Genomic DNA, 20,789 nt, shown 5'->3' with positions numbered 1-20,789 from the left:
CGTTCAAGCGGTTATCGCCTTGGCGCGTCGACGAGTGAACGTGATCTGGGCATTGTTGCGCGACGACCGGCTGTTCATCGTTGATGCACCCGCTCTTCGAACTGCTTGATTTCCTCATTGAAACTCGATTCTTACGAGGATGCGAGGAAAATGGATTTGAGTTGCTGGTACGCCGCAAGCCCTTCGGGACCGAGTTCACGACCCAAGCCGCTGGCTTTGACGCCACCGAACGGTGAACCCCAGTCGAGGTTGAAGGTGTTGACACCGAACGAGCCTGTCTCGACGCGTCGAGCAATTGCGATACCGCGTTCCTCGTCGGAGGTCCATACAGTCCCACCGAGGCCGTACTCGGAGTTGTTGGCAAGCGCGACAGCCTCATCGACGTCGTCGTATGAAATGACTGACAGCACCGGCCCGAATACTTCCTGCCGTGCGATGGTGCTGCCGTTGTCGACATCGGCGAACACCGTGGGCTGCACGAAGAATCCGGTGTCGAGGTCGGCGGGGCGTCCGCCACCCGTGGTGACAGTTCCGCCTTCCGAGCGTCCCTGGTCGATCAAGGACAGCACACGGTCCTGTTGCCTCGCGCTCACCAACGGGCCGACGAACGTCGACGGTTCCATCGGATCGCCGACCTGCAGACCCTCCGCCATCGCGGTGATGGCGTCGACGTACGTCCGACTACGGCTGCGGGGAACCAAGATTCGAGTCGACATATAGCACGTCTGCCCACTGTTGAGCAGGGATGCAGTTGCCAGACCGGTTACCGTCTCCTCGACATCCGCGTCGTCGAGGACCAGGGCCGCCGACTTGCCACCCAATTCCAAGGTAACGGGGCGAAGCATTCCGCCGCACACCGTGCCGATGTGTCGACCGGCCGCAGTGGATCCCGTGAACGCGACCTTGTCGATCCCGGGATGCGACACGAGATACTGACCGATCTCCGGTCCGCCAGTCACGATGTTGATGACACCCTCGGGGAGTTCTGCCGCAATGGCGGCCTCGGCCAATATGTAGGAGTCCAAGGTGGTTTCGGGAGAGGGTTTCAGAACGACGGTGCATCCCGCAGCAAGAGTCGGGGCGATCTTGAACATCGAAAGCACAGCCGGGAAGTTCCAGGGCGCGATGGCAGCAACGACACCGATCGGCTCGCGTCGCACGATTGTCGTGCCTGGCATCGGTTGGCTGGCCCGTCGTTCTTCGGTAGGCATCGACTCGGCGAGGCCTGCGTAATAGCGCAAAAGCTGGACGGGCGCTGCCCCCTCGGCGAAACGGGCGAGCTCGATGGGCATGCCGTTCTGGTGAGTGACCGCCGCCGCGCGGTCCTCGGATCGTTTCTCGAGTTCGTCGGCGAACCTGCGGATGACACGCGCACGTTCGACAGGGGAAAGATCGGACCAGTCGTTCCGTCGCAATGCTTTTCGAGCCGCTGATACAGCTGCGTCGACGTCCGTCGATACGGATGCGGGGAACGAGCCTATCTGTTGCTCCGTGAAAGGTGATACGACTCGGATGATTTCGGAAGTGTCCGGCGCTCTCCACAGTCCGTCGATGAACAGTGCAGTGCGGTCGGTGAGTGTTGTCATTGTGGCTCCTCCAGGGATGGCGCTCGACGTTGAACCAGCCAACCTGTGTTGATCATCACTGCCCAACCGACGAGAAAATTGACATGATGCGCCAATTTATTTACATTTCGACACATGGCCGATCTGATCAGCGCCTCGTCGCTGACACGACTGCCCGAGTTGATCTCCGAACTCGGCGGAGATCCGTACGAATTCCTCGACCGTGTGGGCGTCGATCCGGCCGTCATCGGCGCGTACGACCACTTCTTGCCGTTCAGTGCCTTGTCCACACTGCTCGGACTCTGTGCGGATGAGTTGGAGGCGCCGGACTTCGCACTCAGACTCGCGGGCAAACAGGACCCGGACATTCTCGGTCCGGTCGCCATCGCGGCCCGCAGTGCCGAGACAATCGGAGATGCATTGCACGACGTCGCCCGATACGCGCACGTGTACAGCCCGGCGTTGGCGGTAGATCTGACAGTCGGCGACACCGAGGTGTCCTACGGGATCGATACCGTGCTGCATCGACTTCCGTATCGGTCTCACGTCGTGGAACTGGCGATGGGCGTGACACTTCAGACGTTCCGGATGATGGCGGGCCCGGACTTCCATCCGACGCACATCTCGTTTCAACATCCACGCATCTCCGAACTGCGCAGGTACGTAGAGTTTTTCGGTTGTTCTGTCGAGTTCAGCTCGGATCGGAACCTGTTGACCTTTCCGCGCGGAGTCATGCATCGCCACCTGCCCCGGGTGGATCCGATGGCCTACGACTTAGCCGTGCGTTTCATGGCAGGTCGAGATCCGGATGTGGCGTTCCACGACGCGGTGTCGGCTGTAATCGTGCGTTCCCTGCCTGCGGGTGCAGCCACGCTGAAGCAAGTCGCGACATTGATGATGCTGCACCCACGAACACTGCAGAGACGATTGGCGTTGGAGGGCAAGGCGTTCGAATCGCTCGTCGACGATTCACGACGCGAACTCGCTCGCAGTCTTCTCTCGAACAGAGACGTGTCCCTCTCCGAAGTGTCACGCCAACTCGGCTATTCCGAACCGAGCACCCTCACTCGAAGCTGTAGGCGTTGGTTCTCCACAACGCCCCTGAAGAAGCGGAGGGAACTTACCCGCCGCGGCGGTTGACCGCATGAGCCACGACGCCGACGGTTCGAAGGTCGTAGCGGCTCACCACCGGGGGCGTGGGAGATGGGACGAGAACAGATCCGGCATCGCGTCGCTGCAACGGTCGGGGAATACCGCCTCTCGCTTTTCCAGAAACGCCGCGATACCTTCACGAACGTCAGCCTGAGCACCGCGAGCATTGATTCCGATGCTCTCGACGCGATGCGCGACCATGGGGTGTTCGACTCCCAGCATGCGCCAGACCATCTGACGCGACAGGGCAACCGATACCAGCGCGGTGTCACGGGTCAGGCTGTGAGCGAGCGCCGTCGCCTCCCCGAGAAGATCTTCGCGCGAATGCAGTCGGTAGACCAACCCGGCCGAAAATGCTTCCGCGGCAGTGAAGATCCGTCCGGAGTAGATCCAGTCGAGGGCTCGCTGGAGCGGAACCAGTTTCGGCAGCAACCACGACGAACACGACTCGGGCACGAGTCCTCGCCGATTGAAGACGAAACCCATCCTGGCGTCGTCGGCGGCCAAGCGAAAGTCGGCCGCAAGAGTCATGGTGATGCCCACGCCGACGGCCGGTCCGTTGATGGCCGCAATGATCGGCTTCAGTGAATCGAACATTCGCAAGACAACGCGTCCGCCACCGTCCCGACGTAGATCGACGCCGTCCCGACGTAGATCGTCACCGTTCGCGTCATTTCCGTTCGTCTCGGCGCTCCATTCGGAGAACGTCTCTGCTCCCGAGGACAGATCTGCCCCCGCGCAGAACGCACGGCCCGCTCCTGTCAGGATCACCGCACGCACAGCGTCGTTCGCGTCGGTGGCGTCGAACGCTTCGATGAGCTCGTTTTCCATCGTGGTGGTGAATGCGTTCAGCTTGTCCGGTCGATCAAGGGTGATCACGGCGATACCGTCTTCGATACTCATCGATATGTGTTCCACAGGTCCCTCTTTCTCTTGGTGGCGATTAGCGAACGATAATCGCCAGTTCTGCCCATATACGCAGTTCAAGGCGGTTTCTTTCCATCAGGTGTGTGCCGCGACTGTTCGGCTCTAAGCTGGGCAGGACGCAGGCACCGAGGAAATGAGAAGGAACCGAACAATGAGTGGGGCGAAGACTGTCGTTGTCCGGCAACTCATACTCGATTCCGCTGTCCGAAACATGAACGAGCGCGGCTATCACGGGACGTCCATGCGAGACATCTCCGCCGGCGCCGATCTCACTGTCGCGTCCATCTACCACCATTTCAAATCGAAGCAGGAAATACTTCAGGAAATCATGATTCGGGCGCTGCACGACGCCAACAGCATGACCCGTAGTGCACTGCTGCGCTCCGGCGGCGATCCGAAAGACCAACTACAAGCACTCGTCCGCGCTTGGGTCATGTTCCATACGACCAGGCGCGAAGACGCCCTCGTAGGAGCGACCGAATTGCGCAGCTTGGACGAATCGGGGCACCGTCTGGTCGTAACCCTGCGTGACGAGCAGGAAAGCATGTTTCGCGACGTCATCGAGCGCGGAATTGAAGAAGGTACTTTCCACACTCCATTTCCCCGGGATGCCGTGCGCGCCATTATCAACATGGGGCAGCAGGTCTGTGTGTGGTGGCGCGTCGACGGACCGATGAATGCGGAAGATATCGCGTCTCGCTACTGCGCATTGGCGACCGCGATGGTCGAATCAAGCTGAGCTGGACGACACCTCCGCCGAGAAGGGCTGAAAGCACGTAGGGCTGCAACGCCGCAGGGCCGAAGCCACGAAATGCTGTCGATGTGCGAGACCAGCGCGCCTCGACGTGTGTCCGCACACCCACTGCTCGAATTGATATCCCCATTCCTGAGATCTACATCACTGACGAATCATCATCTCAGGCGAACGATCGTTTGGCAACAGATTCCGGATCGCACGGCACATGCGGAGAAATCCGCTGCAAAAGTGCACTTTTCTCGACTATTGACATTTAACGATCGTTAGGTCAATGATGGCTCGCAGCCGAACGATCGTTTGGCAAATTGGAACGAAGGAGTGCGGGCAACATGAGCACCTCCGCATTGCCACGCGAGACACCGCGCACCTCGCCGAGTGCCTCGAGGTGGACGCCTTCGCCACCCGAATGTCCGAGCGCCTCCCGTACGACAACGATGGCGAGATATGACTTCTCGTATCGAAGATCGCACTCGCACTTGGATATTGCGTCGCCTGCACACCGAACTTGCCGCAACTCACGTCCTGACCGAACTCACCTGAACGACCCCACAGAGAGCGAATCGCGATGACCAACAACACCGAATCTGCGGTGGAGCGCCCTGGCAGATCTCGGCGCGCGTCCTTTGCAGCCGCGATCTCCACTTCCCTGGAGTGGTACGACTTCTTCATCTACGCGACTGCCGCTGCGCTCGTGTTCAACTCGACGTTCTTCGCCACCGACAGCGAGGTGGTCGCTGCAATGAGTTCGTTTGCCACCGTCGCAGTCGGATTCATCGCCCGTCCCATCGGTGGAGTGCTCGCCGGTCATTTCGGTGACCGGTACGGACGAAAGCCCGTGCTCGTTGCCGCCGTGGTTCTGATGGCTGTGGCAACCTCCTTGGTCGGTTTCGTACCCAATACCAATGTCGTGTGGCTTGCCCCGGCCATCCTCGTGACGCTGCGAATCTGTCAGGGCTTGGCCGTGGGAGCACAGTGGGGCGGAGCCGTATTGCTTGCCACCGAGAACGCACCGGCAAACCGCCGCGGGCTCTTCGGTAGCTTCGCCCAACTCGGTGTTCCGATCGGTGTGGTGCTGGGCAATATCGTGTTCCTGGTTCTGACAGCAACTCTCGCGGCTGATTCGTTCCTTTCGTGGGGATGGAGGATCCCGTTCTGGATCAGCTTGATCATGCTTCCTGTGGCATTCCTCATCCACCGCTATCTCGAAGAGACGCCCGAGTTCAAAGCGCTCGCTGAAAAACTGGCCGAATCGCCGGTAGTTCGGAAATCCCCCATCCTCGAAGTTCTCAAGAAGAACCCGGGCACCGTCCTCGCTGCAGCGGGCGCCAATGCCATCGGCGTGATTTTCTTCTACACGATGATCACCGGGTCGGTTCAGTTCGCGACCACCTACCTGGAGATACCGCGGTCGACGGTCCTCACCTACATCCTGATCGCATGCGCAATACAGATTCCCCTGGTTCCGCTGGCGGGATACCTGTCCGACCTCTACGGTCGCAAACTCGTCTTCGGCCTCGGCACCGCAGCCATGATGCTCTGGGGTATCCCGATGTGGCTGATGATCGGTGGGTCCAGCCCGGACACGATCTGGCCGTTTGCCGTCGCGGTTATCGTCGGAGTGGTGGCAATGTCCCTCCAAACCGGTACGCAGGGAACGCTCTTCGCTGAACTGTTCCCACCGGAGATTCGATTCTCGGGCGCTTCACTCGGCTATCAGATCTCCGCAATCATCGGGGGTTTCGCGCCGATGATCATGGTGATGCTGATCAACGGCAATCCGGACAACGCATGGAAAGTCGGTTCCTTCCTCGCCGCTGCCGGTGCCATCGGATTGATCTGCCTCTACGTGATCGTTCGCCGATACTCCGGACGCTCGCCAGTCGTAGGCACACGAGTGGAGACTGCGAACGCTCAGTACGCATCGTGATTCAACCGGGGGGTGAGTGGTCTCGATGCCACTCCCTCCCGGTTTTCGGGCACGAGAAATGACTGTCGGTCACTGCCGATAAAGTGACCTCCACACGTCGACGTGTCCTTCGTCGACCGGGAGCGCAGGTTCGAGGAGTGTGTCGGTAGCGGTGGCAGTGGAATCTTCGGTGCTGCTCGAGTGGTACTCCGATACGGCCCGTGATCTGCCGTGGCGACGCGAGGGCGTCAGTGCCTGGCAGATCCTGATGAGCGAGATCATGCTCCAGCAGACGCCGGTGGTGCGTGTCGCGCCCATCTGGGAAGAGTGGGTGCAGCGCTGGCCGGTTCCGTCGGCGATGGCGGCGTCGAGTCAGGCAGAAGTGCTTCGCGCTTGGGGCAAACTCGGTTACCCACGACGCGCGCTGCGGCTTCACGAATGCGCGGGCGTCCTGGCTGCCGAGCACGGTGACGTGGTGCCCGAAGATGTCGACATCCTGCTCTCGCTGCCGGGGATCGGTTCCTACACCGCCCGCGCCGTGGCGTGCTTCGCTTACGGACAGCGAGTGCCGGTGGTGGACACCAACGTACGACGCGTTGTCGCACGGGCCGTTCATGGCAACGCCGAACCAGGCAATCCGTCCAACACACGCGACCTGGCCGATGTCGCGGCGCTGCTGCCGCGGACGCGAGCGCGCGCAGCCACCTACAGCGCAGCTCTCATGGAACTCGGCGCACTGATCTGCACTGCGCGGACGCCGAACTGCGAAAACTGCCCGTTGCCGAACTGCGCCTGGGTCGCTTCGGGCAAACCGGCACACACCGGACCGCCCAAGAAGGTGCAGAAGTTCGCGGGAACCGATCGCCAGGTACGAGGAAAATTGATGGCCGTTCTTCGTGAGAGTCACCGTCCGGTCGAACGCGCGCAACTCGACATCGTCTGGCCGAACGATCCGGGTCAGCGTGACCGCGCACTGCATTCCCTGCTCGTCGACGGACTGGTCGAGCAGACGGATGACGGCCTGTTTGCGCTGGCCGGAGAGGGTACGGCTTAACCGACTCGCATCGGGTTGCATTCTTCGGCTGCGGGTTCGTCGGCCTGAGGCGGTGCGACGTCCGGATCAGAACGCCGCAGTGCAGCAGGAACGGCAGGTACCGCCGGGTCGCAAGGGGTCAGAGCCGGAATCGGTAGGGCGGCGCCGGGCGGAGGTCCACTGGTCGAGGTCGCCGGCTCCGCGCCGACGTTCGGACGATCCGTGGACACCGCGCGCGACCCGTCTGGAGACAGCGCGATCAGCAACCCCGTCAGCATGAGCAGAAGTGGCAGGACTATTGCCGCCGCCCACCGGATCCTGTTGACGGGCCGGACAGTCATGCCGCCACCGGACCGAACGTCAGCTCCCCGATCGGCCGCCACCAGCGCAGCGCCAATCGCGAGTTGGGTCCGCTCGCCGAGAAACAGGAAGCCGAGACCTGCCAGTTCAGCGGCTTCGGCGGACGGCTGCCGAGACTCTTCCTTCACGAGCATCGCGACGAGCATCTTGGGCACCGGGTCTCGTTCGGCGACGAGGAGGTCCAATGTCGCAGCAAATGTCGAGCTGTCTGCAAGCAACTCGGCGGTGTCGTAACGGTGCGCCGAGTCCACGACACCGGCACTCGGGTCGACGGCCGCGATCACGGTCTCACCGCCGTCCGGCCAGAACACGAGAATCGGCGAAACACCATTCAGAGCGTCGACCGCCCGCAGGTAGGCGAGCCGAGCGTCGAGACCGTTGACCAACTCCACGTTCTCGAAAGAACTGGAGGACAACGAATCCGGAACGAGGTCACGCACGTCCGCACGCTCGCACACAACCCCGACGACTGTGGGACACAGATTCGAGCGCAGGGCCCGGCCGGTGGCGACCTCGACAGCGGACGCGAGCGCGCGTGCCGACGCCTGCGGAGAGGGAACGGTCCCGTCTGCACCCCAGGGGTGACGGAACTCGTCGATCGAGCCCAGAAGGGGTGTGTCCGAATCTACGAGAGCTGTTGAAATTGAATCGTTTTCGAATACAACGCCCAGGCTTTCACGCACTGGATCCTCCATAGACTGTTGCCGTTACGGGTGCTGCCATCACTGCGAAGCTGTATCAGAACGTCAGGCCATCGACCGCCATTGCACCTGGTTCCAGCACCACGTCCACCGGCGCTCGGCCGTCGACCGTGACGCGATACGTCCCCGGTAACAGTCCGAGAAACGAGAAGTGACCCTCGAACGGTGTCACTGTCCGCGCTGTCGCGTGCCCGCATTGATCGATACCGATGATCGCCACTGTCTGCGTGGTGCCGGACGTCACCAGACCCGAGATCTGCCCGTTCGCAACTACCGGATCCTCCTGAATCGTTTGTCCGTCGACGGAATTCCCTTGTGGATCACACACTCCCGGTCCAGTCGACACGCGCACAGTGACGTCGTTCGACCGCACGCGAACCGCACCACTATCGGCAGTGACCACTACTGCTGTCGGTAGACCGTCGGTATCTTCCCGCTTGCCCGCAATCATCGTCGCAGTTCGTGTGAAGAATCGATCCGCTTCCAGATCCCCTACCAAGCACAGTAACCCGGCCTCGTCGATGTCCGAGCCGACTCCGCAGTAGTCCGGCAGGGACGGCAGAGTGAAACCTCGGGGCACCTGAAGTTGTACGACCACGTCCGAGAGCGATGTACCCCGGACACCGATGTCGACGACGTACGTCACCGGATCACCCTCTCGGACAATCGCGTTGGACGGTCCGGAATCGAGGCCGGGGCCGTCGGCTGGATCGAAAGGCGGTGCACCGTCGATGGCCGTCAACCCGACGGTGAAGGCAGGCGTGAACTCTCCCTCGGCTGCCAATCGAACATCCGACTGCATCGGAAGCACACCGAGCGCAGCAGCGCCGACCAACAGAGCTCCGGTCACGACAACGACGCCGATACCTCGCACTCCTCTCCGCCACGCCCTCGGTCGGAGTCCGACGACAACGGCCTTCGACCACACCTCTGACAGACGAGTTCTCACGACGCTCCTTCGATGTCTGACTCTCGGGGCTCCCGACAGGCACTCGCGGCCACATTTGGCGAATCCCGAGCTACGTTCAATAGAAGTCGCTCGATGGCCGCGAAAGCCAATGGTGACGGCGTGATTGTGCGGGTGAACTTCTCTCACCCAGGGTGAAGTCCCGGGTGAATTGCCCGGGATCGCACGCTCTGGATTCGCACCAGCTACGCTCCTCCCTGTAGATAGATGGATCGAGACAATCCGCCCAAACTCTTCAATTACTGCGGGGCGCGAAAGCAGAAAGGGTCCGCGCTGATGTTCGGGATGGACGGCCATGACTGGGCAGCTATTCCCGAAAGGCGCACTCTCGCGACGTCGATTCCCCGGCAGGCACTGTTCTCGAAACTTGACCGGCGTGCCGCGCTGACCATCGTCCGTGCACCGAACGGTCACGGGAAATCGTCGTTGATCGCATCGTGGCTGCGCGCTCATCTGGCATCCGAACGAATACTCGTCTGGGTCTCGGCCCCACAGCCCTCGTCGACTCTCGAAGATTTCTGGGCCATTGTCCTCGATCGAATCCATGCCGCCGGAATCGCACTGCCCGACATCGACGATCTCGCCGATCCTTTCACCGCTGTCGCCAAATCCCTGAACGCCCTCAGCCGCCCCGTGCTGCTCGTGCTGATCAGGCCGGATCTGACAGCGGAACCAGAGTTGGACGATCAACTGATCGAACTCCTCACCCTCTGCCACAATCTGGACCTCGTGGTCACGCTCTCGGGCTTCGGCATGTTCTCCGAGCCGTACCTGCTCGACACCGACCACGAGGTGATAAGTGCGAGTGAGCTGTTGTTCACGACAGCCGATACCGCCCATGTGCTGGAACAGGCCGGCGTACAACCGACTGACGGTGATTCCGAACAAATCACATCCTTGACGGGAGGACTGCCCGCGCTTGTTCGCGTCGCCGTTCCCGCCGTCCGCGTCTCCGGCACCGGCAACCGCGGGCAGATGATCGAAAAGAACATCGCGCGGGCGATAGACGATTACGTGAACAATTCCGTTCTCACCACCGCTGAGCACGTGAAGCAACTCGAGTTCCTGCTCGCGACGGCCTTTGCGCGATCGATCACCGTCGACATCGCCGCAATGCTGTTCGAGTCCCAACGCCCGGACGCTGCCGAGACCGTTCATCAGATTCGCGCGCGCCTGGCGATACTCGAGACATCCGGATTGGTGTCGCGGGTCGAGACCGAAGCAGAAGAAACCTGGGAGTTGCCGCCCGCAATTCGTCGATCGATACTTGCGCGCCACACTCGCGCTGGAATCGATCCAGTGCAACGTCTTTCGTTCCTCGCGCACAATCGACTCGACAACGGTCATCACGCGTCAGCACTGGACTACGCTGTCGAGGCAAAGAACTGGACACTGGCAGTAGACATCGTCGAGCAACACTGGGTGACGATGATCGTCCACAACCTGGACTCGGTTCGCTCTGCCCTCCAACGGATTCCGATGGAAGCTGCAGACAAACACTCTGCCGTGGAGGCGGGGCGCGCTCTGTTCACGATGCATCCGAGCGAGCGCTCGGCGGTCGTCGACTTGCTACCCGAATCGCCGACCGAACTGTGGGAGCTCGGCAGCGAGGCCGGCGCGAAGGACGCCTTGAGCATTGCCTGCGTTCAATCGATCATGCTCAGGATGGCCGGCGAGTACGGGCTCGCAGCAGAAACCACCAGGCGCCTGTCTCACCTCAGTCGCAGTGCGCTGGAGAACAACCCGGAAGCCGTCAGCGCGCAACTCCCTCTCATGCGACTTCAATGGGCGATCAATTTTCAATTGAGCGGTAGGCTCACCGAATCCACGATCAAGGCCCGGATGGCCTACCACGGCGCGCTGTCTCACGGAGTCGACTTCATCGCTCGCAACTCTGCGGGCAGTGCCGCACTGAATTGGGCGCTGGCGGGTGAACCTCGCCAGGCCGCATACTGGTTCGAGCTCGAGCAAAAGCACCCGGACCCTGGCGGTTGGCTGGAACCTGTGGTCAAGATCGCCGGCCTCACGGCACGGGTGCTCGAGGCCCTCGACACACTCGACTTCGACGACGCACGCGGGACACTGACCGAACTCGGTCTACCTTCCGACACCGAGGAACTGTGGGCATTCGTCGTCTATGCGCACTGCCAATTCGCCTTGACCTCCGGCGACCGAACGTCGGCACTACTGTTGCTCCACGATGCGATCGAAGCGCATTCCATGCAGTACACGGCTTCCTCTTTCGCGCTCCCGCTGCTGCAATCCGCCGAGATCGATCTCCTGCTCGCTCTCGGAGAGGGAAACAAGGCCGCAGCACTGGCCAAGGAGATCATCGATCCCGCGACCAACCCGTGGACCCTCACGTCGGTGGCACGCCTACGACAGCGGATCGGCCAGAACGAAGCCGCGGTCGCCCTGTGTCACCAGTTCGACTGGTCCGGCGAGTCGTATCCGCGAGCACAGATGGAATCGCTTCTGGTGCAAGCGGTTGCACACTCCGAGTTGGGTGAACCGCGCCTCGCGGCGCAGGAATGGTCCAGAGCGTGCAGTATCGCGGATCAGACCGGACTTCTGCGTTCGTTCGCGACCATCGCATCGGCTGATGTCGAGAAGCTCGAATCGATGGCGAAAACGAATTCGCCCGCACTCGCCGAGTTCGCGAAAAAGCGTCCTGCTGAATCCTTTCCGGAGATCGTTCGCATCGTCGAGCTCACCGAACGCGAACAGAAGGTCCTCTCACTTCTGGCACTGGGAATGGGGTCGGCCGCGATGGCGGACAAACTGTACGTGTCCGTCAACACCGTCAAGACTCAACTACGTACCCTCTACAAGAAGCTCGACGCGCACAATCGAAACGAAGCGATCACGAAGGCACGTCAGCTGCGCTTGCTGTAGTCCCGGTTCGGAACTGATTCGGACTACATTCTGTAGGCATGAGCACCGATACCTGCGTCTTCTGCAAGATCGTCGCACTGACCGAGCCGGCAATTCTCGTTCACGAGAGCGAGACGACTCTCGCATTCCTCGATGCCCGACCGGTGAGTCGGGGACACACTCTGGTGGTTCCCAAACGCCATGCAGAAAACCTCGATGCTCTCGAAAGCAACGAGGGCGCTGAGATGTTCCGCGTCGGGACGCTCATCGCCGGAGCCCTTCGCCGCTGCGACATCGCCGCTGACGGAGTCAACTTTCTGGTCAACGACGGTCGCGCCGCGGGCCAAACCGTGTTCCACTCGCACCTGCACGTCGTCCCACGCCATCGCGGCGACAAGGCTAAGTTCGCTGCCGGACTTCTGGCCAGAAGAGCCGTCGAACTGGAGCAGGTGGGCGCGTCGATCCGCAGTCAACTCACTGTCTGAAGGAACTCCGTCACCACGTCACGGTAACGCTGCGGTTGATCGTCGTGGACCAGGTGACCTGCATCGGCAATACGTACGTACCGGGTTTCCGGCCTCTCGGCCATCTCACGCATCTGTCCTTCCGGGGTGATGGTGAACTCCCCCTCGATGAGCAAGGTCGGCACCTCGATCGCCTTCCACTGATCCCAGAAATGCCGCGTACCCCACTCCTCCGAGATGTCACGAAAGGTCGACACCTCGCCGTGCAGGTACCACCCGTCGTCGCGGCGGTCGAAAGAGTCGAGAAAGTACTGGCCGGCGACGGGGCCGAAGAATTCCTTCATCGCGTCCTCGGAAGCGAACGGCTGCGGCCACGCCGAGATCATCTGAGCCCAATCCGCCGCGGTGCGTCCGCGAAAATCGGGAGCCATGTCTTCGAGGACGAGGGCACCGACCTTGTCGGGGTGCGCGGCGGCGAAGCACCAGGCGTGCAGCGCCCCCATCGAATGCCCGATCACGATCATCGGACCGTCGACGGAAGCAACAGCAGACGCCAGGTCCTCGACGAATGCCTCGGTGGTCAGTTCAGCAGGCGCAGGCCTGCCGTGACCGGCGGCGTCGAAGGTGTAGACGTGGCCGAACTCGCGGATCCACGGCACGTGGCGACGCCACGTTCGTGAGCTGCCCATGAGGCCGTGCAACAACAGAATCGGTTGTCCCGTTCCACCTTCGTCATGCAACACGAGTGTCACGGTACGCGGTGAAGGTACGCGGGTAATGTCGCTTGCATGGCAGTCGTGAAGATCAATGCAATCGAGGTCCCCGAGGGCGCCGGCCCCGAACTGGAGAAGCGCTTCGCAGCACGCGCTCATGCAGTCGAGAACTCACCGGGCTTCCTCGGATTCCAACTCCTCCGCCCCACCGCAGGTGAGAGCCGCTACTTCGTGGTGACGCAGTGGGAGTCCGAGCAGGCATTCGCCGATTGGCGTGACGGCCCTGCCCGCGAAGCACACTCCGGTGAGCGCGCGAAGCCTGTCGCTTCGGGTGCGTCGTTGCTGGAATTCGAAGTTGTCCTGGACGTAGCCGCCAAGAGCTGATTTCGTGGATTGCGCTCGCCGCGGCGGGCGCAATCCCTGCTCAACTCGGCTTCACGCGTTGACACGGTGCGGGCAGTAGTGCAAAAGTTCGCATGTAAACGCGATGGTCCGACAGGAATCCGGTGAAAGCCCGGAGCGGTCGCGCCACTGTAATTCGAGGTGAAGTGTCTTTTCGGCACGACCATTTCGACAGCCAGACACTTCGGCCATCGCATGGACCTAGGGGACGCGAAAATCCCAGGAGGCTTCGATGGCTCTCGCCTATTCTCCCGATACGTCGATCGACTCGACTCGTCTGGCTTTCCTTGCCGCTGCAGTAGTGCTGTTCGCGATGCTCGCTCTCTACCTGGTCGGATTCGACCAGGGCGCTATCTCTCGCACCGGTATGTACATGCATGAACTGATGCACGACGGTCGCCACTTGATGGGCCTGCCGTGCCACTAGTCGACAATTTCACGAAGCTTCTCATTCGTGGTTTGTTGGCTGGTTTGATCGCGGGCATCCTTGCCGGCGGAGTTGCGTTCGTGCTGGGTGAACCGCACGTCAATGCTGCCATTGCGATCGAAGAAGCCAACAGCGCCACCGGTGAGGCTGCCGGCGAAGCCGCTGGGCATTCACACGGGGACGAAGAAGAACCACTGGTGAGCCGCGACGGGCAGCGCGCCGGGTTGTTCCTGGCCACAGCGCTGGCCGGACTGGCACTCGGCGCGATCTTCTCGGTCGTCGCGAATTACGCGCGACGACTCACCGGGATGTCCGGACCGTTGTTGGCGATCACCATCGCCGTCGGCGGTTGGCTGGCCATCGAGGCCGTGCCGTTCTTCAAGTACCCGGCCAATCCGCCTGCCGTCGGAGATCCGGACACCATCAATCAGCGCACACTGCTGTGGCTGGCCGCCGTGATTCTCGGACTGCTGTCCGTCACCGCAGCGGCAGCGGCAGCCAAGGCAGTTTCCGGACACGAGTTCCTCAGTGTGCGCATCGCTGCTCCGGTGGCTGCGTTCCTGGTGATCGTCGCGATCGGTTACGTCTCGCTTCCCGGCATCAACGAGGTGGGTGAAGATTTCCCGGCAACTCTGCTGTGGGAGTTCCGGCTTTCCTCGCTCGCTACACAGGCGACGCTGTGGCTCGTACTCGGATTGGCATTTGCCTTCCTCACCGAGCGCGCGACCAAGAACGCCGACGTGGCGAAGAAGTACGCCCTTCGCTGAACCTGCTGTGCGCCTTTATTAACCGCCCGCGGTTAATAAAGGCGCACAGCAGTTCTCGTTTCAGCTCAGGTGATGCACTTCCTGAAGCCCGTACACCGGCGTCGGAATACCCTCGTAGCGCGCCTTCAACTGCAGCGCGAGGTACAGCGAGTAGTGCCGCGACTGATGCAGATTGCCGCCGTGGAACCAGAGCGCCTCCTGCTGCGTGGGCTTCCACATGTTGCGCTGCTCGCCCTCCCAGGGTCCCGGATCCTTGGTCGTGTTCGAGCCCAGGCCCCACACCTTGCCGACCTTGTCCGCGGTGTCCTGTCCGATCAGATCGGCCACCCAACCGTTCATCGAGCCGTAGCCGGTCGCGTAGACCACCACGTCGGCCGGCAGTTCCGTACCGTCTTCGAGGATGACGCTGTTCTCGGTCAGTTCACGAATGTTGCCGTGCGCGAGCTTGATGTCTCCGTTGGCGACCAGTTCGGCGGCACCGACGTCGATGTAGTAACCCGATCCGCGGCGTAGGTACTTCATGAACAGACCCGAACCGTCGTCGCCCCAGTCGTGCTCGAAACCGGCCTTCTCGAGGCGATCGTAGAAGTCCTTGTCGCGCTCACGGATTGCGTCGTACACCGGGATCTGGAACTCGTGCATGATCCGGTACGGCAGCGAACCGAACGTGAGGTCGGCCTTGTGCGTCGTCATGCCGGCGGCAAGCGCACGCTCCGAATACAGATCGCCCAGGCCCAGATCCATCAGCGAATCCGATTTCACGATGTGCGTCGAGCTGCGCTGCACCATCGTGACGTCGATGCCGTTTTCCCACAGAGCGCCGCAGATGTCGTGCGAGGAATTGTTGGCCCCGATGACCACAACCTTCTTGCCGACGTACTGATCCGGGCCGGGGTGCTTGCTCGAGTGGTGCTGATCGCCGAGGAACTTGTCCTGCCCGGGGAACGTCGGGACGTTGGCCTTGCCGGACATACCCGTCGCCATCACCAACTGCTTGGGACGCAAGGTCAGCTTCTCGCCGTTGCGGTCGACCTCGACGGTCCATTCCTGGGTCTTCTCGTCGAACGACGCCGAGGTGCAGGTCGTGGAACTCCAGTACGGCACCTCCATGACCTTGGTGTACATCTCGAGCCAGTCGCCGATCTTGTCCTTGGGCGCGAACACCGGCCAGTTGTCGGGGAACGGCATGTAAGGCAGGTGGTCGTACCACACCGGATCGTGCAGGCACAGGGACTTGTAGCGTCCGCGCCACTGGTCGCCGGGTCGCTCGTGGCTGTCGATCACGATGGCCGGCACTCCGAGCTGACGCATCCGGGCACCGAGCGCGATTCCGCCCTGCCCACCGCCGACGATCACGACGTAAGGCTGTGTGGTGTAACCGAGTTCGCGGTCCTCGATCTCCTTCTGCTCGGCCCACGTGACGCGATTCGGATCTGCACCGTGCTTGGCGCCGCGCGGGCGGCGAGTGCCCTTGCCCTCCTCGTGGCCCTTGAGTTCCTGCAACGACGTCAGCAGGGTCCAACCTTCATCGCCCTTCAGACGAAGGTGCCCGTGCGCACGCCCGGTTGCAGTCTCGAATTCGATCCAGGCCGACGTGACGCCGTCGGCCTCGTCGGGCGTCTCGGTGGTCCGGAACCCCGAAGGATCGGTGTCGTCGAGTCGTGCGGAGAGCATGTCGGCGATCTGCTCGCGACCTTCGACGGTCTTGATGTTCCAAGTGAACGACACCAAGTCTCGCCAGAAACTGTCGAGTGCGAATTTGCCTGCAACACGCTCGATGTCACGAGCGGCAAGTGCCGACTCGAAATCCGCCAGCCAGGCATCGACGCGCTCCTGCGGTGTCACCGCCGTCAGCTTCACCTCGGGGGCGACTGCGGAATCGATGGTTTGCGTCATCACTTCTCCTTGTTTGTGAATGTGACACACAGCACATCGCATCAGTGGCCCGGGTCACAAGCGTTGCAGCCTGTTGCAATCCGCCCCACTGTGACCAATCCCTCGATCACAAAACTAGTTGAATAATGCAACGATATGTACGATTCAAACCGCCTTCGACGATGCGCAGCCCTTCGCATCCTGAACCACCCGCGATATGCAAAGGAGACGCGCATGGCACGAGCAGGCGCTATTGCCGAGCGGACGGCCCCCGCCGTACGACCTGGCGGACTTGTCGGCGTACTGGCGTTCATCGGCATCCTCGCCGCACTCATGCAAACGCTTGTCGTCCCACTGATCGCGGAACTACCCACACTGCTGAACACGACCGCCTCGAACGCGTCGTGGGTCGTCACTGCGACGCTCCTGGCGGGCGCCGTCGCTACACCGATAGCCGGGCGTCTCGGGGATCTGTACGGCAAGCGGCGGCTGATTCTGATCTGCACGATCCCGCTCATAGTCGGATCGGTCATATGCGCAACTGCCAGTTCTCTGATTCCGATGGTGATCGGACGCGGATTGCAGGGCATCTGCGTCAGCCTGATCCCACTCGGCGTCAGCGCACTACGCGATCTGCTTCCGCCGGAGAGACTCAATTCTGCAATCGCTCTGATGAGTTCATCCATGGGAATCGGCAGCGCACTCGGCCTGCCGATCGCCGCGGCAGTAGCTCAGAACGCCAGCTGGCGGGCACTCTTCTGGGGATCAGCGGCGCTCAGTGTGCTGATACTGATCCTGACCTGGTTCTTCGTCCCGGCGACACCGGTACACAAGGTCGGCGGACGGTTCGACCTGATCGGCGCGATCGGGCTCGGAGCCGGCCTGATCTCACTCCTGCTGGCCGTATCGAAAGGCGGCAGCTGGGGATGGACAAGCGGCACCACCGTGAGCTTGTTCGCGACCACGATCATCGTTCTTCTCGGCTGGGTCTGGTTCGAACGACGCACCGACGACCCGCTCGTGGACCTACGTGTGACGGCGAAGCCGCAGGTGTTGCTGACCAATATCGCTTCCATCGCAACTGGATTCGCGATGTACACCCAGTTCTTGATCATCCCGCAACTGCTGCAACTACCGGAGTCCACCGGTTACGGCATGGGACAGTCGATGTTGGCGATGGGCCTGTGGATGGCGCCACCCGGATTCGTGATGATGGCGGTCTCTCCACTCGGCGCACGCCTCACCGCACTGCGCGGGCCGAAGTTCACACTCATCACAGGCGCGCTCGTCCTCGCTCTCGGTTACGGATCTTCGATGCTGCTGATGGGCTCGACGTGGGGGCTGCTGATCGTCGCCTGCATCGCCAATGCCGGCATCAGTCTCGCGTACGGTTCCATGCCCGCCCTCATCATGGGCGCGGTGCCGCCGTCCGCCACTGCTGCTGCCAACAGCTTCAACTCCTTGATGCGCTCGATCGGCACGTCTGTGTGCGCCGCCGTCATCGGCGTCGTTCTCGCACAGATGACCATCCAGGCCGATGGCCATATCCTGCCGTCGGAAGCCGGCTTCCGCACCAGTCTGTTGATCGGATGCGGGTTCGCCCTGCTCGCCGCAGCGATCGCGCTGTCGATTCCCGTCCGAAAGATGTCTTCCCGCAGCAAAACACCCGTCGAGTCGATCTCCGCTGCAAACGTCTGACCGATACCGGTTGCCCGCACCGTCGTGCGGGCAACCGTGTCACCCCTCAGCAGGTTTCAACTTGCCGAGTCCCAGCGACTGAAATCCCACGACGTAGAACAGGGTCCACAGCACAGCCCAGTCCACGAAACCCAGTGCGTTCCCGTGTAATCCGTCGACGACTGCCGGCTCGTGAAGAATGTTCTCTGCCGCAAAGCGGTAATAGAACAGGAAGGTCACCACCGCGAGCACAAACGTGAGCAGCGCGCGGATCGCGAGGTTGACCCCGTCCGCAAAACCCGTCGGCTTGTTGCCGAAGGCGTTGGCCCAGAAGATCATCCAGAACGCCCAGCACACACCGAGCTGCGCCGGGAACTGATGGACCACGCCACCCAACTCGGCAACAGCATCGCTTCCCACCAGTGCCTTCACGACCGGAAGTGCCACGAAGTACAAGCCGGTTCCCGCGGCGAAGTTACCGATCGTGGCTGCGAGCGCCGTCTTTCCACCACCGCCGAACAGTCGCCACGGCCAGTTGTCGAGCGTCTGACCGGTCAGGATCACGACCACCACGACGCAGTAGAACCAACCGAGCACGGTGTCGACGGTCATCAACGGATCCGTGGCGGAAAGCGACACGGACGGCAGGCCGAACACGAAGTACAGCGCCAGCGTCGGGACGGCGACAAACGCGATCTCACACAACCCCACCAGCGGTTGCTTCATCCCGAGGGAAGTCCACGGCCAGTGCTGCCAGTTCAGGACCACCATCACCCAGGTCCCGAATCCGAAGAGCACGAACAGCGCACCCGCGAAATAACCGAGACCGCCCTCACGATCGGCCGCGAAATCCGGGTACAAGCTCCCCAAACCGTGTGCCAGGAGCCACGTCACCACGACGGCGAAGACCGCGGTCGCGGCCATGATCGCCAGCCCCTTCGCCGGCTGCGGGAGTTGATCGAAGCCGGCGAACTCGCAGTTGAAGCCGATGAACACCACAAACAGGATCGCCCAGAAAAGCGCCGCGTTGAACGGCAAAGGATAGAAATTCCACGGGCTGGTGGTCGGATCTGCCAGAAGGTACCAACTCGCCACGGCCAGCACGAGAACGATCACAAGATTGGTGATCCCGAACCCGATCCAGCGGCGTGACGGTGGCCGGTTCGGCGTCGCCGGTTCTGTGGGTGTGTCGACTGTAGCGGTCATGTTCCCTCTCCCAGATTGTCTCGCAAGATGATTCGCGAAGTGGTCGCGCAACTATGAAGCTGTCGCGCGGGGCACCGGGAGGGTTGCCGAGGGTTGCAATCGCAGTCCGATTCTTCGGAATTGCAACACCGTGCAACCCTTCCGCATTGTGGTCGTCGTCACATACAAATCACTCACCGGTTCACGGCTAACCGTTTCACTACCAACGAGGAGAAACTGCATGAGCATCACGGGCAAGGTAGTTCTGGTCACCGGCGCCGGCCAAGGAATAGGACGCGGAATCGCTCTCCGCCTCGCCCACGACGGCGCCGACATCGCACTGGTCGACCTCGATCAGACCAAGCTGGATGCGGTTGCCGACGAGATTCGACAGATCGGGCGTCAGGCGACCACGTTTGTCGCCGACGTCAGCGATCGAGCACAGGTGAACGCCGCTGTCGAACACGCACACAAGGAATTGGGCGGATTCGACGTCATCGTCAACAACGCGGGAATCGCTCTCGTCGGCCCGATCTCCGACGCGACGCCGGAAGAGGTCTCCAAGATCTGGAGCGTCAACGTCGACGGTGTGCTGTGGGGAATTCAAGCTGCAGCAGCAAAGTTCCAAGCGCTGGGACAACGCGGAAAGATCATCAACGCCTCGTCCATCGCCGGCCACGACGGATTCGCCATGCTCGGCGTCTACAGCGCCACGAAATTCGCGGTCAGGGCCCTCACTCAGGCCGCAGCCAAGGAATACGCGTCCGACGGAATCACCGTCAACGCGTACTGCCCCGGCGTCGTGGGAACCGACATGTGGGTGACGATCGACAAGAGGTTCGCCGAACTGACCGGTGCGCCGGAGGGCGCCACCTACGAGAAGTTCGTCGGCGGAATTGCGCTGGGTCGAGCTGAAACCCCCGACGATGTAGCCGGTTTCGTCTCGTACCTCGCCGGGCCCGATTCCGACTACATGACCGGGCAGGCCGGTCTCATCGACGGCGGTCTCGTCTACCGCTGACCGAAGTGTCGTCACC

At 61.8% G+C, this 20,789-nt stretch carries 18 protein-coding genes and 1 riboswitch; of the genes, 11 read left to right on the top strand and 7 right to left on the bottom strand.

Going from position 1 to position 20,789, the window contains the following annotated elements:
- Nucleotides 1-131: 131 nt before the first annotated feature.
- Nucleotides 132-1,586 carry an aldehyde dehydrogenase gene (locus G8767_RS29060; RefSeq protein WP_166813285.1) on the bottom strand — a complete coding sequence of 485 codons (1,455 nt, stop codon included), beginning with the start codon at nt 1,584-1,586 and terminating at the stop codon, nt 132-134.
- A 114-nt stretch (nt 1,587-1,700) separates the two neighbouring features.
- On the opposite strand from G8767_RS29060, the gene G8767_RS29055 reads away from it, so the two are divergent.
- The gene (locus G8767_RS29055) at nt 1,701-2,705 is read left to right on the top strand and encodes an AraC family transcriptional regulator (protein WP_166813283.1); all 1,005 of its coding nucleotides are present in this window, start codon (nt 1,701-1,703) and stop codon (nt 2,703-2,705) included.
- Nucleotides 2,706-2,747: 42 nt separating this feature from the next.
- On the opposite strand, the gene G8767_RS29050 is transcribed toward G8767_RS29055, so the two are convergent.
- A complete protein-coding gene (locus G8767_RS29050) occupies nt 2,748-3,635 on the bottom strand; it encodes a crotonase/enoyl-CoA hydratase family protein (protein ID WP_166813281.1) in 888 nt (295 codons plus the stop codon).
- A 160-nt stretch (nt 3,636-3,795) separates the two neighbouring features.
- Here G8767_RS29050 and G8767_RS29045 point away from each other — a divergent pair, with 160 nt between their 5' ends.
- From G8767_RS29045 to G8767_RS29035, 3 genes are all read left to right on the top strand, one after another.
- Nucleotides 3,796-4,383 carry a TetR/AcrR family transcriptional regulator gene (locus G8767_RS29045; protein ID WP_095970861.1) on the top strand — a complete coding sequence of 196 codons (588 nt, stop codon included), beginning with the start codon at nt 3,796-3,798 and terminating at the stop codon, nt 4,381-4,383.
- Nucleotides 4,384-4,966: 583 nt separating this feature from the next.
- Entirely contained in the window at nt 4,967-6,328 is a 1,362-nt protein-coding gene (locus G8767_RS29040; protein WP_095970860.1) for an MFS transporter, read from the top strand.
- Between the two features lie 151 nt (nt 6,329-6,479).
- Nucleotides 6,480-7,361, top strand: a complete 882-nt coding sequence (locus tag G8767_RS29035) for an A/G-specific adenine glycosylase (RefSeq protein WP_124568945.1) — start codon at nt 6,480-6,482, stop codon at nt 7,359-7,361.
- Here the strand turns inward: G8767_RS29035 and G8767_RS29030 are convergent.
- Together G8767_RS29030 and G8767_RS29025 are read right to left on the bottom strand one after the other, a co-directional pair.
- Nucleotides 7,358-8,383 (bottom strand): hypothetical protein, encoded by a 1,026-nt coding sequence (locus G8767_RS29030; RefSeq protein WP_346843048.1) that lies wholly within the window; start codon nt 8,381-8,383, stop codon nt 7,358-7,360. The two genes, G8767_RS29035 and G8767_RS29030, sit on opposite strands and share 4 nt — an antisense overlap.
- A 55-nt stretch (nt 8,384-8,438) precedes the next feature.
- Complete coding sequence (locus tag G8767_RS29025; RefSeq protein WP_095970857.1) at nt 8,439-9,350, bottom strand: carboxypeptidase-like regulatory domain-containing protein; 912 nt, start codon at nt 9,348-9,350, stop codon at nt 8,439-8,441.
- Nucleotides 9,351-9,575: 225 nt separating this feature from the next.
- Between G8767_RS29025 and G8767_RS29020 the strand changes: the two genes are divergently transcribed.
- The gene (locus tag G8767_RS29020) at nt 9,576-12,263 is read left to right on the top strand and encodes a LuxR C-terminal-related transcriptional regulator (protein ID WP_166813277.1); all 2,688 of its coding nucleotides are present in this window, start codon (nt 9,576-9,578) and stop codon (nt 12,261-12,263) included.
- 38 nt (nt 12,264-12,301) lie between these two features.
- A complete protein-coding gene (locus G8767_RS29015) occupies nt 12,302-12,727 on the top strand; it encodes an HIT domain-containing protein (RefSeq protein ID WP_095970855.1) in 426 nt (141 codons plus the stop codon).
- On the opposite strand, the gene G8767_RS29010 is transcribed toward G8767_RS29015, so the two are convergent.
- Nucleotides 12,712-13,449 (bottom strand): alpha/beta hydrolase, encoded by a 738-nt coding sequence (locus tag G8767_RS29010; protein ID WP_166813275.1) that lies wholly within the window; start codon nt 13,447-13,449, stop codon nt 12,712-12,714. The genes G8767_RS29015 and G8767_RS29010 overlap by 16 nt on opposite strands.
- 45 nt (nt 13,450-13,494) lie before the next feature.
- On the opposite strand from G8767_RS29010, the gene mhuD reads away from it, so the two are divergent.
- The 3 genes from mhuD to G8767_RS28995 all read left to right on the top strand — a co-directional run bounded on the left by mhuD (nt 13,495) and on the right by G8767_RS28995 (nt 15,015).
- Nucleotides 13,495-13,803: a mycobilin-forming heme oxygenase MhuD gene (gene mhuD, locus G8767_RS29005; protein WP_007726927.1), complete on the top strand. Its 309-nt coding sequence runs from the start codon at nt 13,495-13,497 to the stop codon at nt 13,801-13,803.
- A gap of 114 nt (nt 13,804-13,917) precedes the next feature.
- Nucleotides 13,918-14,049: riboswitch (cobalamin riboswitch) on the top strand.
- Between the two features lie 4 nt (nt 14,050-14,053).
- The gene (locus tag G8767_RS29000; RefSeq protein ID WP_003945915.1) at nt 14,054-14,248 is read left to right on the top strand and encodes a CbtB domain-containing protein; all 195 of its coding nucleotides are present in this window, start codon (nt 14,054-14,056) and stop codon (nt 14,246-14,248) included.
- A complete protein-coding gene (locus G8767_RS28995) occupies nt 14,239-15,015 on the top strand; it encodes a CbtA family protein (protein ID WP_095970854.1) in 777 nt (258 codons plus the stop codon). Before G8767_RS29000 ends, G8767_RS28995 begins: the two co-directional genes overlap by 10 nt.
- A 60-nt stretch (nt 15,016-15,075) precedes the next feature.
- Here G8767_RS28995 and G8767_RS28990 read toward each other — a convergent pair whose 3' ends face one another.
- Nucleotides 15,076-16,911, bottom strand: a complete 1,836-nt coding sequence (locus G8767_RS28990) for an NAD(P)/FAD-dependent oxidoreductase (protein WP_124568949.1) — start codon at nt 16,909-16,911, stop codon at nt 15,076-15,078.
- Between the two features lie 213 nt (nt 16,912-17,124).
- Between G8767_RS28990 and G8767_RS28985 the strand changes: the two genes are divergently transcribed.
- Nucleotides 17,125-18,588, top strand: a complete 1,464-nt coding sequence (locus G8767_RS28985) for an MFS transporter (RefSeq protein ID WP_124568950.1) — start codon at nt 17,125-17,127, stop codon at nt 18,586-18,588.
- Between the two features lie 39 nt (nt 18,589-18,627).
- Here the strand turns inward: G8767_RS28985 and G8767_RS28980 are convergent, their stop codons facing one another.
- Nucleotides 18,628-19,773: a hypothetical protein gene (locus G8767_RS28980; protein WP_166813273.1), complete on the bottom strand. Its 1,146-nt coding sequence runs from the start codon at nt 19,771-19,773 to the stop codon at nt 18,628-18,630.
- A gap of 220 nt (nt 19,774-19,993) precedes the next feature.
- Between G8767_RS28980 and G8767_RS28975 the strand changes: the two genes are divergently transcribed.
- Nucleotides 19,994-20,773 carry an acetoin reductase gene (locus G8767_RS28975; protein ID WP_095970851.1) on the top strand — a complete coding sequence of 260 codons (780 nt, stop codon included), beginning with the start codon at nt 19,994-19,996 and terminating at the stop codon, nt 20,771-20,773.
- Nucleotides 20,774-20,789 lie beyond the last annotated feature (16 nt).

Origin of the sequence: Rhodococcus sp. IC4_135, assembly GCF_011602025.1 — a bacterium.
In the GTDB taxonomy this organism is placed as follows: domain Bacteria; phylum Actinomycetota; class Actinomycetes; order Mycobacteriales; family Mycobacteriaceae; genus Rhodococcus_F; species Rhodococcus_F baikonurensis.
This window is presented reverse-complemented; position numbering and strand designations above follow the sequence as displayed.

What these genes read in the sequence shown, in the direction of transcription:
- G8767_RS29060 (WP_166813285.1), bottom strand. Translation starts at nt 1,586, where the DNA reads ATGACAACACTCACCGACCGCACTGCACTGTTCATCGACGGACTGTGG.
- G8767_RS29055 (WP_166813283.1), top strand. Translation starts at nt 1,701, where the DNA reads ATGGCCGATCTGATCAGCGCCTCGTCGCTGACACGACTGCCCGAGTTG.
- G8767_RS29045 (WP_095970861.1), top strand. Translation starts at nt 3,796, where the DNA reads ATGAGTGGGGCGAAGACTGTCGTTGTCCGGCAACTCATACTCGATTCC.
- G8767_RS29040 (WP_095970860.1), top strand. Translation starts at nt 4,967, where the DNA reads ATGACCAACAACACCGAATCTGCGGTGGAGCGCCCTGGCAGATCTCGG.
- G8767_RS29020 (WP_166813277.1), top strand. Translation starts at nt 9,576, where the DNA reads ATGGATCGAGACAATCCGCCCAAACTCTTCAATTACTGCGGGGCGCGA.
- G8767_RS29015 (WP_095970855.1), top strand. Translation starts at nt 12,302, where the DNA reads ATGAGCACCGATACCTGCGTCTTCTGCAAGATCGTCGCACTGACCGAG.
- mhuD (WP_007726927.1), top strand. Translation starts at nt 13,495, where the DNA reads ATGGCAGTCGTGAAGATCAATGCAATCGAGGTCCCCGAGGGCGCCGGC.
- G8767_RS29000 (WP_003945915.1), top strand. Translation starts at nt 14,054, where the DNA reads ATGGCTCTCGCCTATTCTCCCGATACGTCGATCGACTCGACTCGTCTG.
- G8767_RS28990 (WP_124568949.1), bottom strand. Translation starts at nt 16,911, where the DNA reads ATGACGCAAACCATCGATTCCGCAGTCGCCCCCGAGGTGAAGCTGACG.
- G8767_RS28985 (WP_124568950.1), top strand. Translation starts at nt 17,125, where the DNA reads ATGGCACGAGCAGGCGCTATTGCCGAGCGGACGGCCCCCGCCGTACGA.
- G8767_RS28980 (WP_166813273.1), bottom strand. Translation starts at nt 19,773, where the DNA reads ATGACCGCTACAGTCGACACACCCACAGAACCGGCGACGCCGAACCGG.
- G8767_RS28975 (WP_095970851.1), top strand. Translation starts at nt 19,994, where the DNA reads ATGAGCATCACGGGCAAGGTAGTTCTGGTCACCGGCGCCGGCCAAGGA.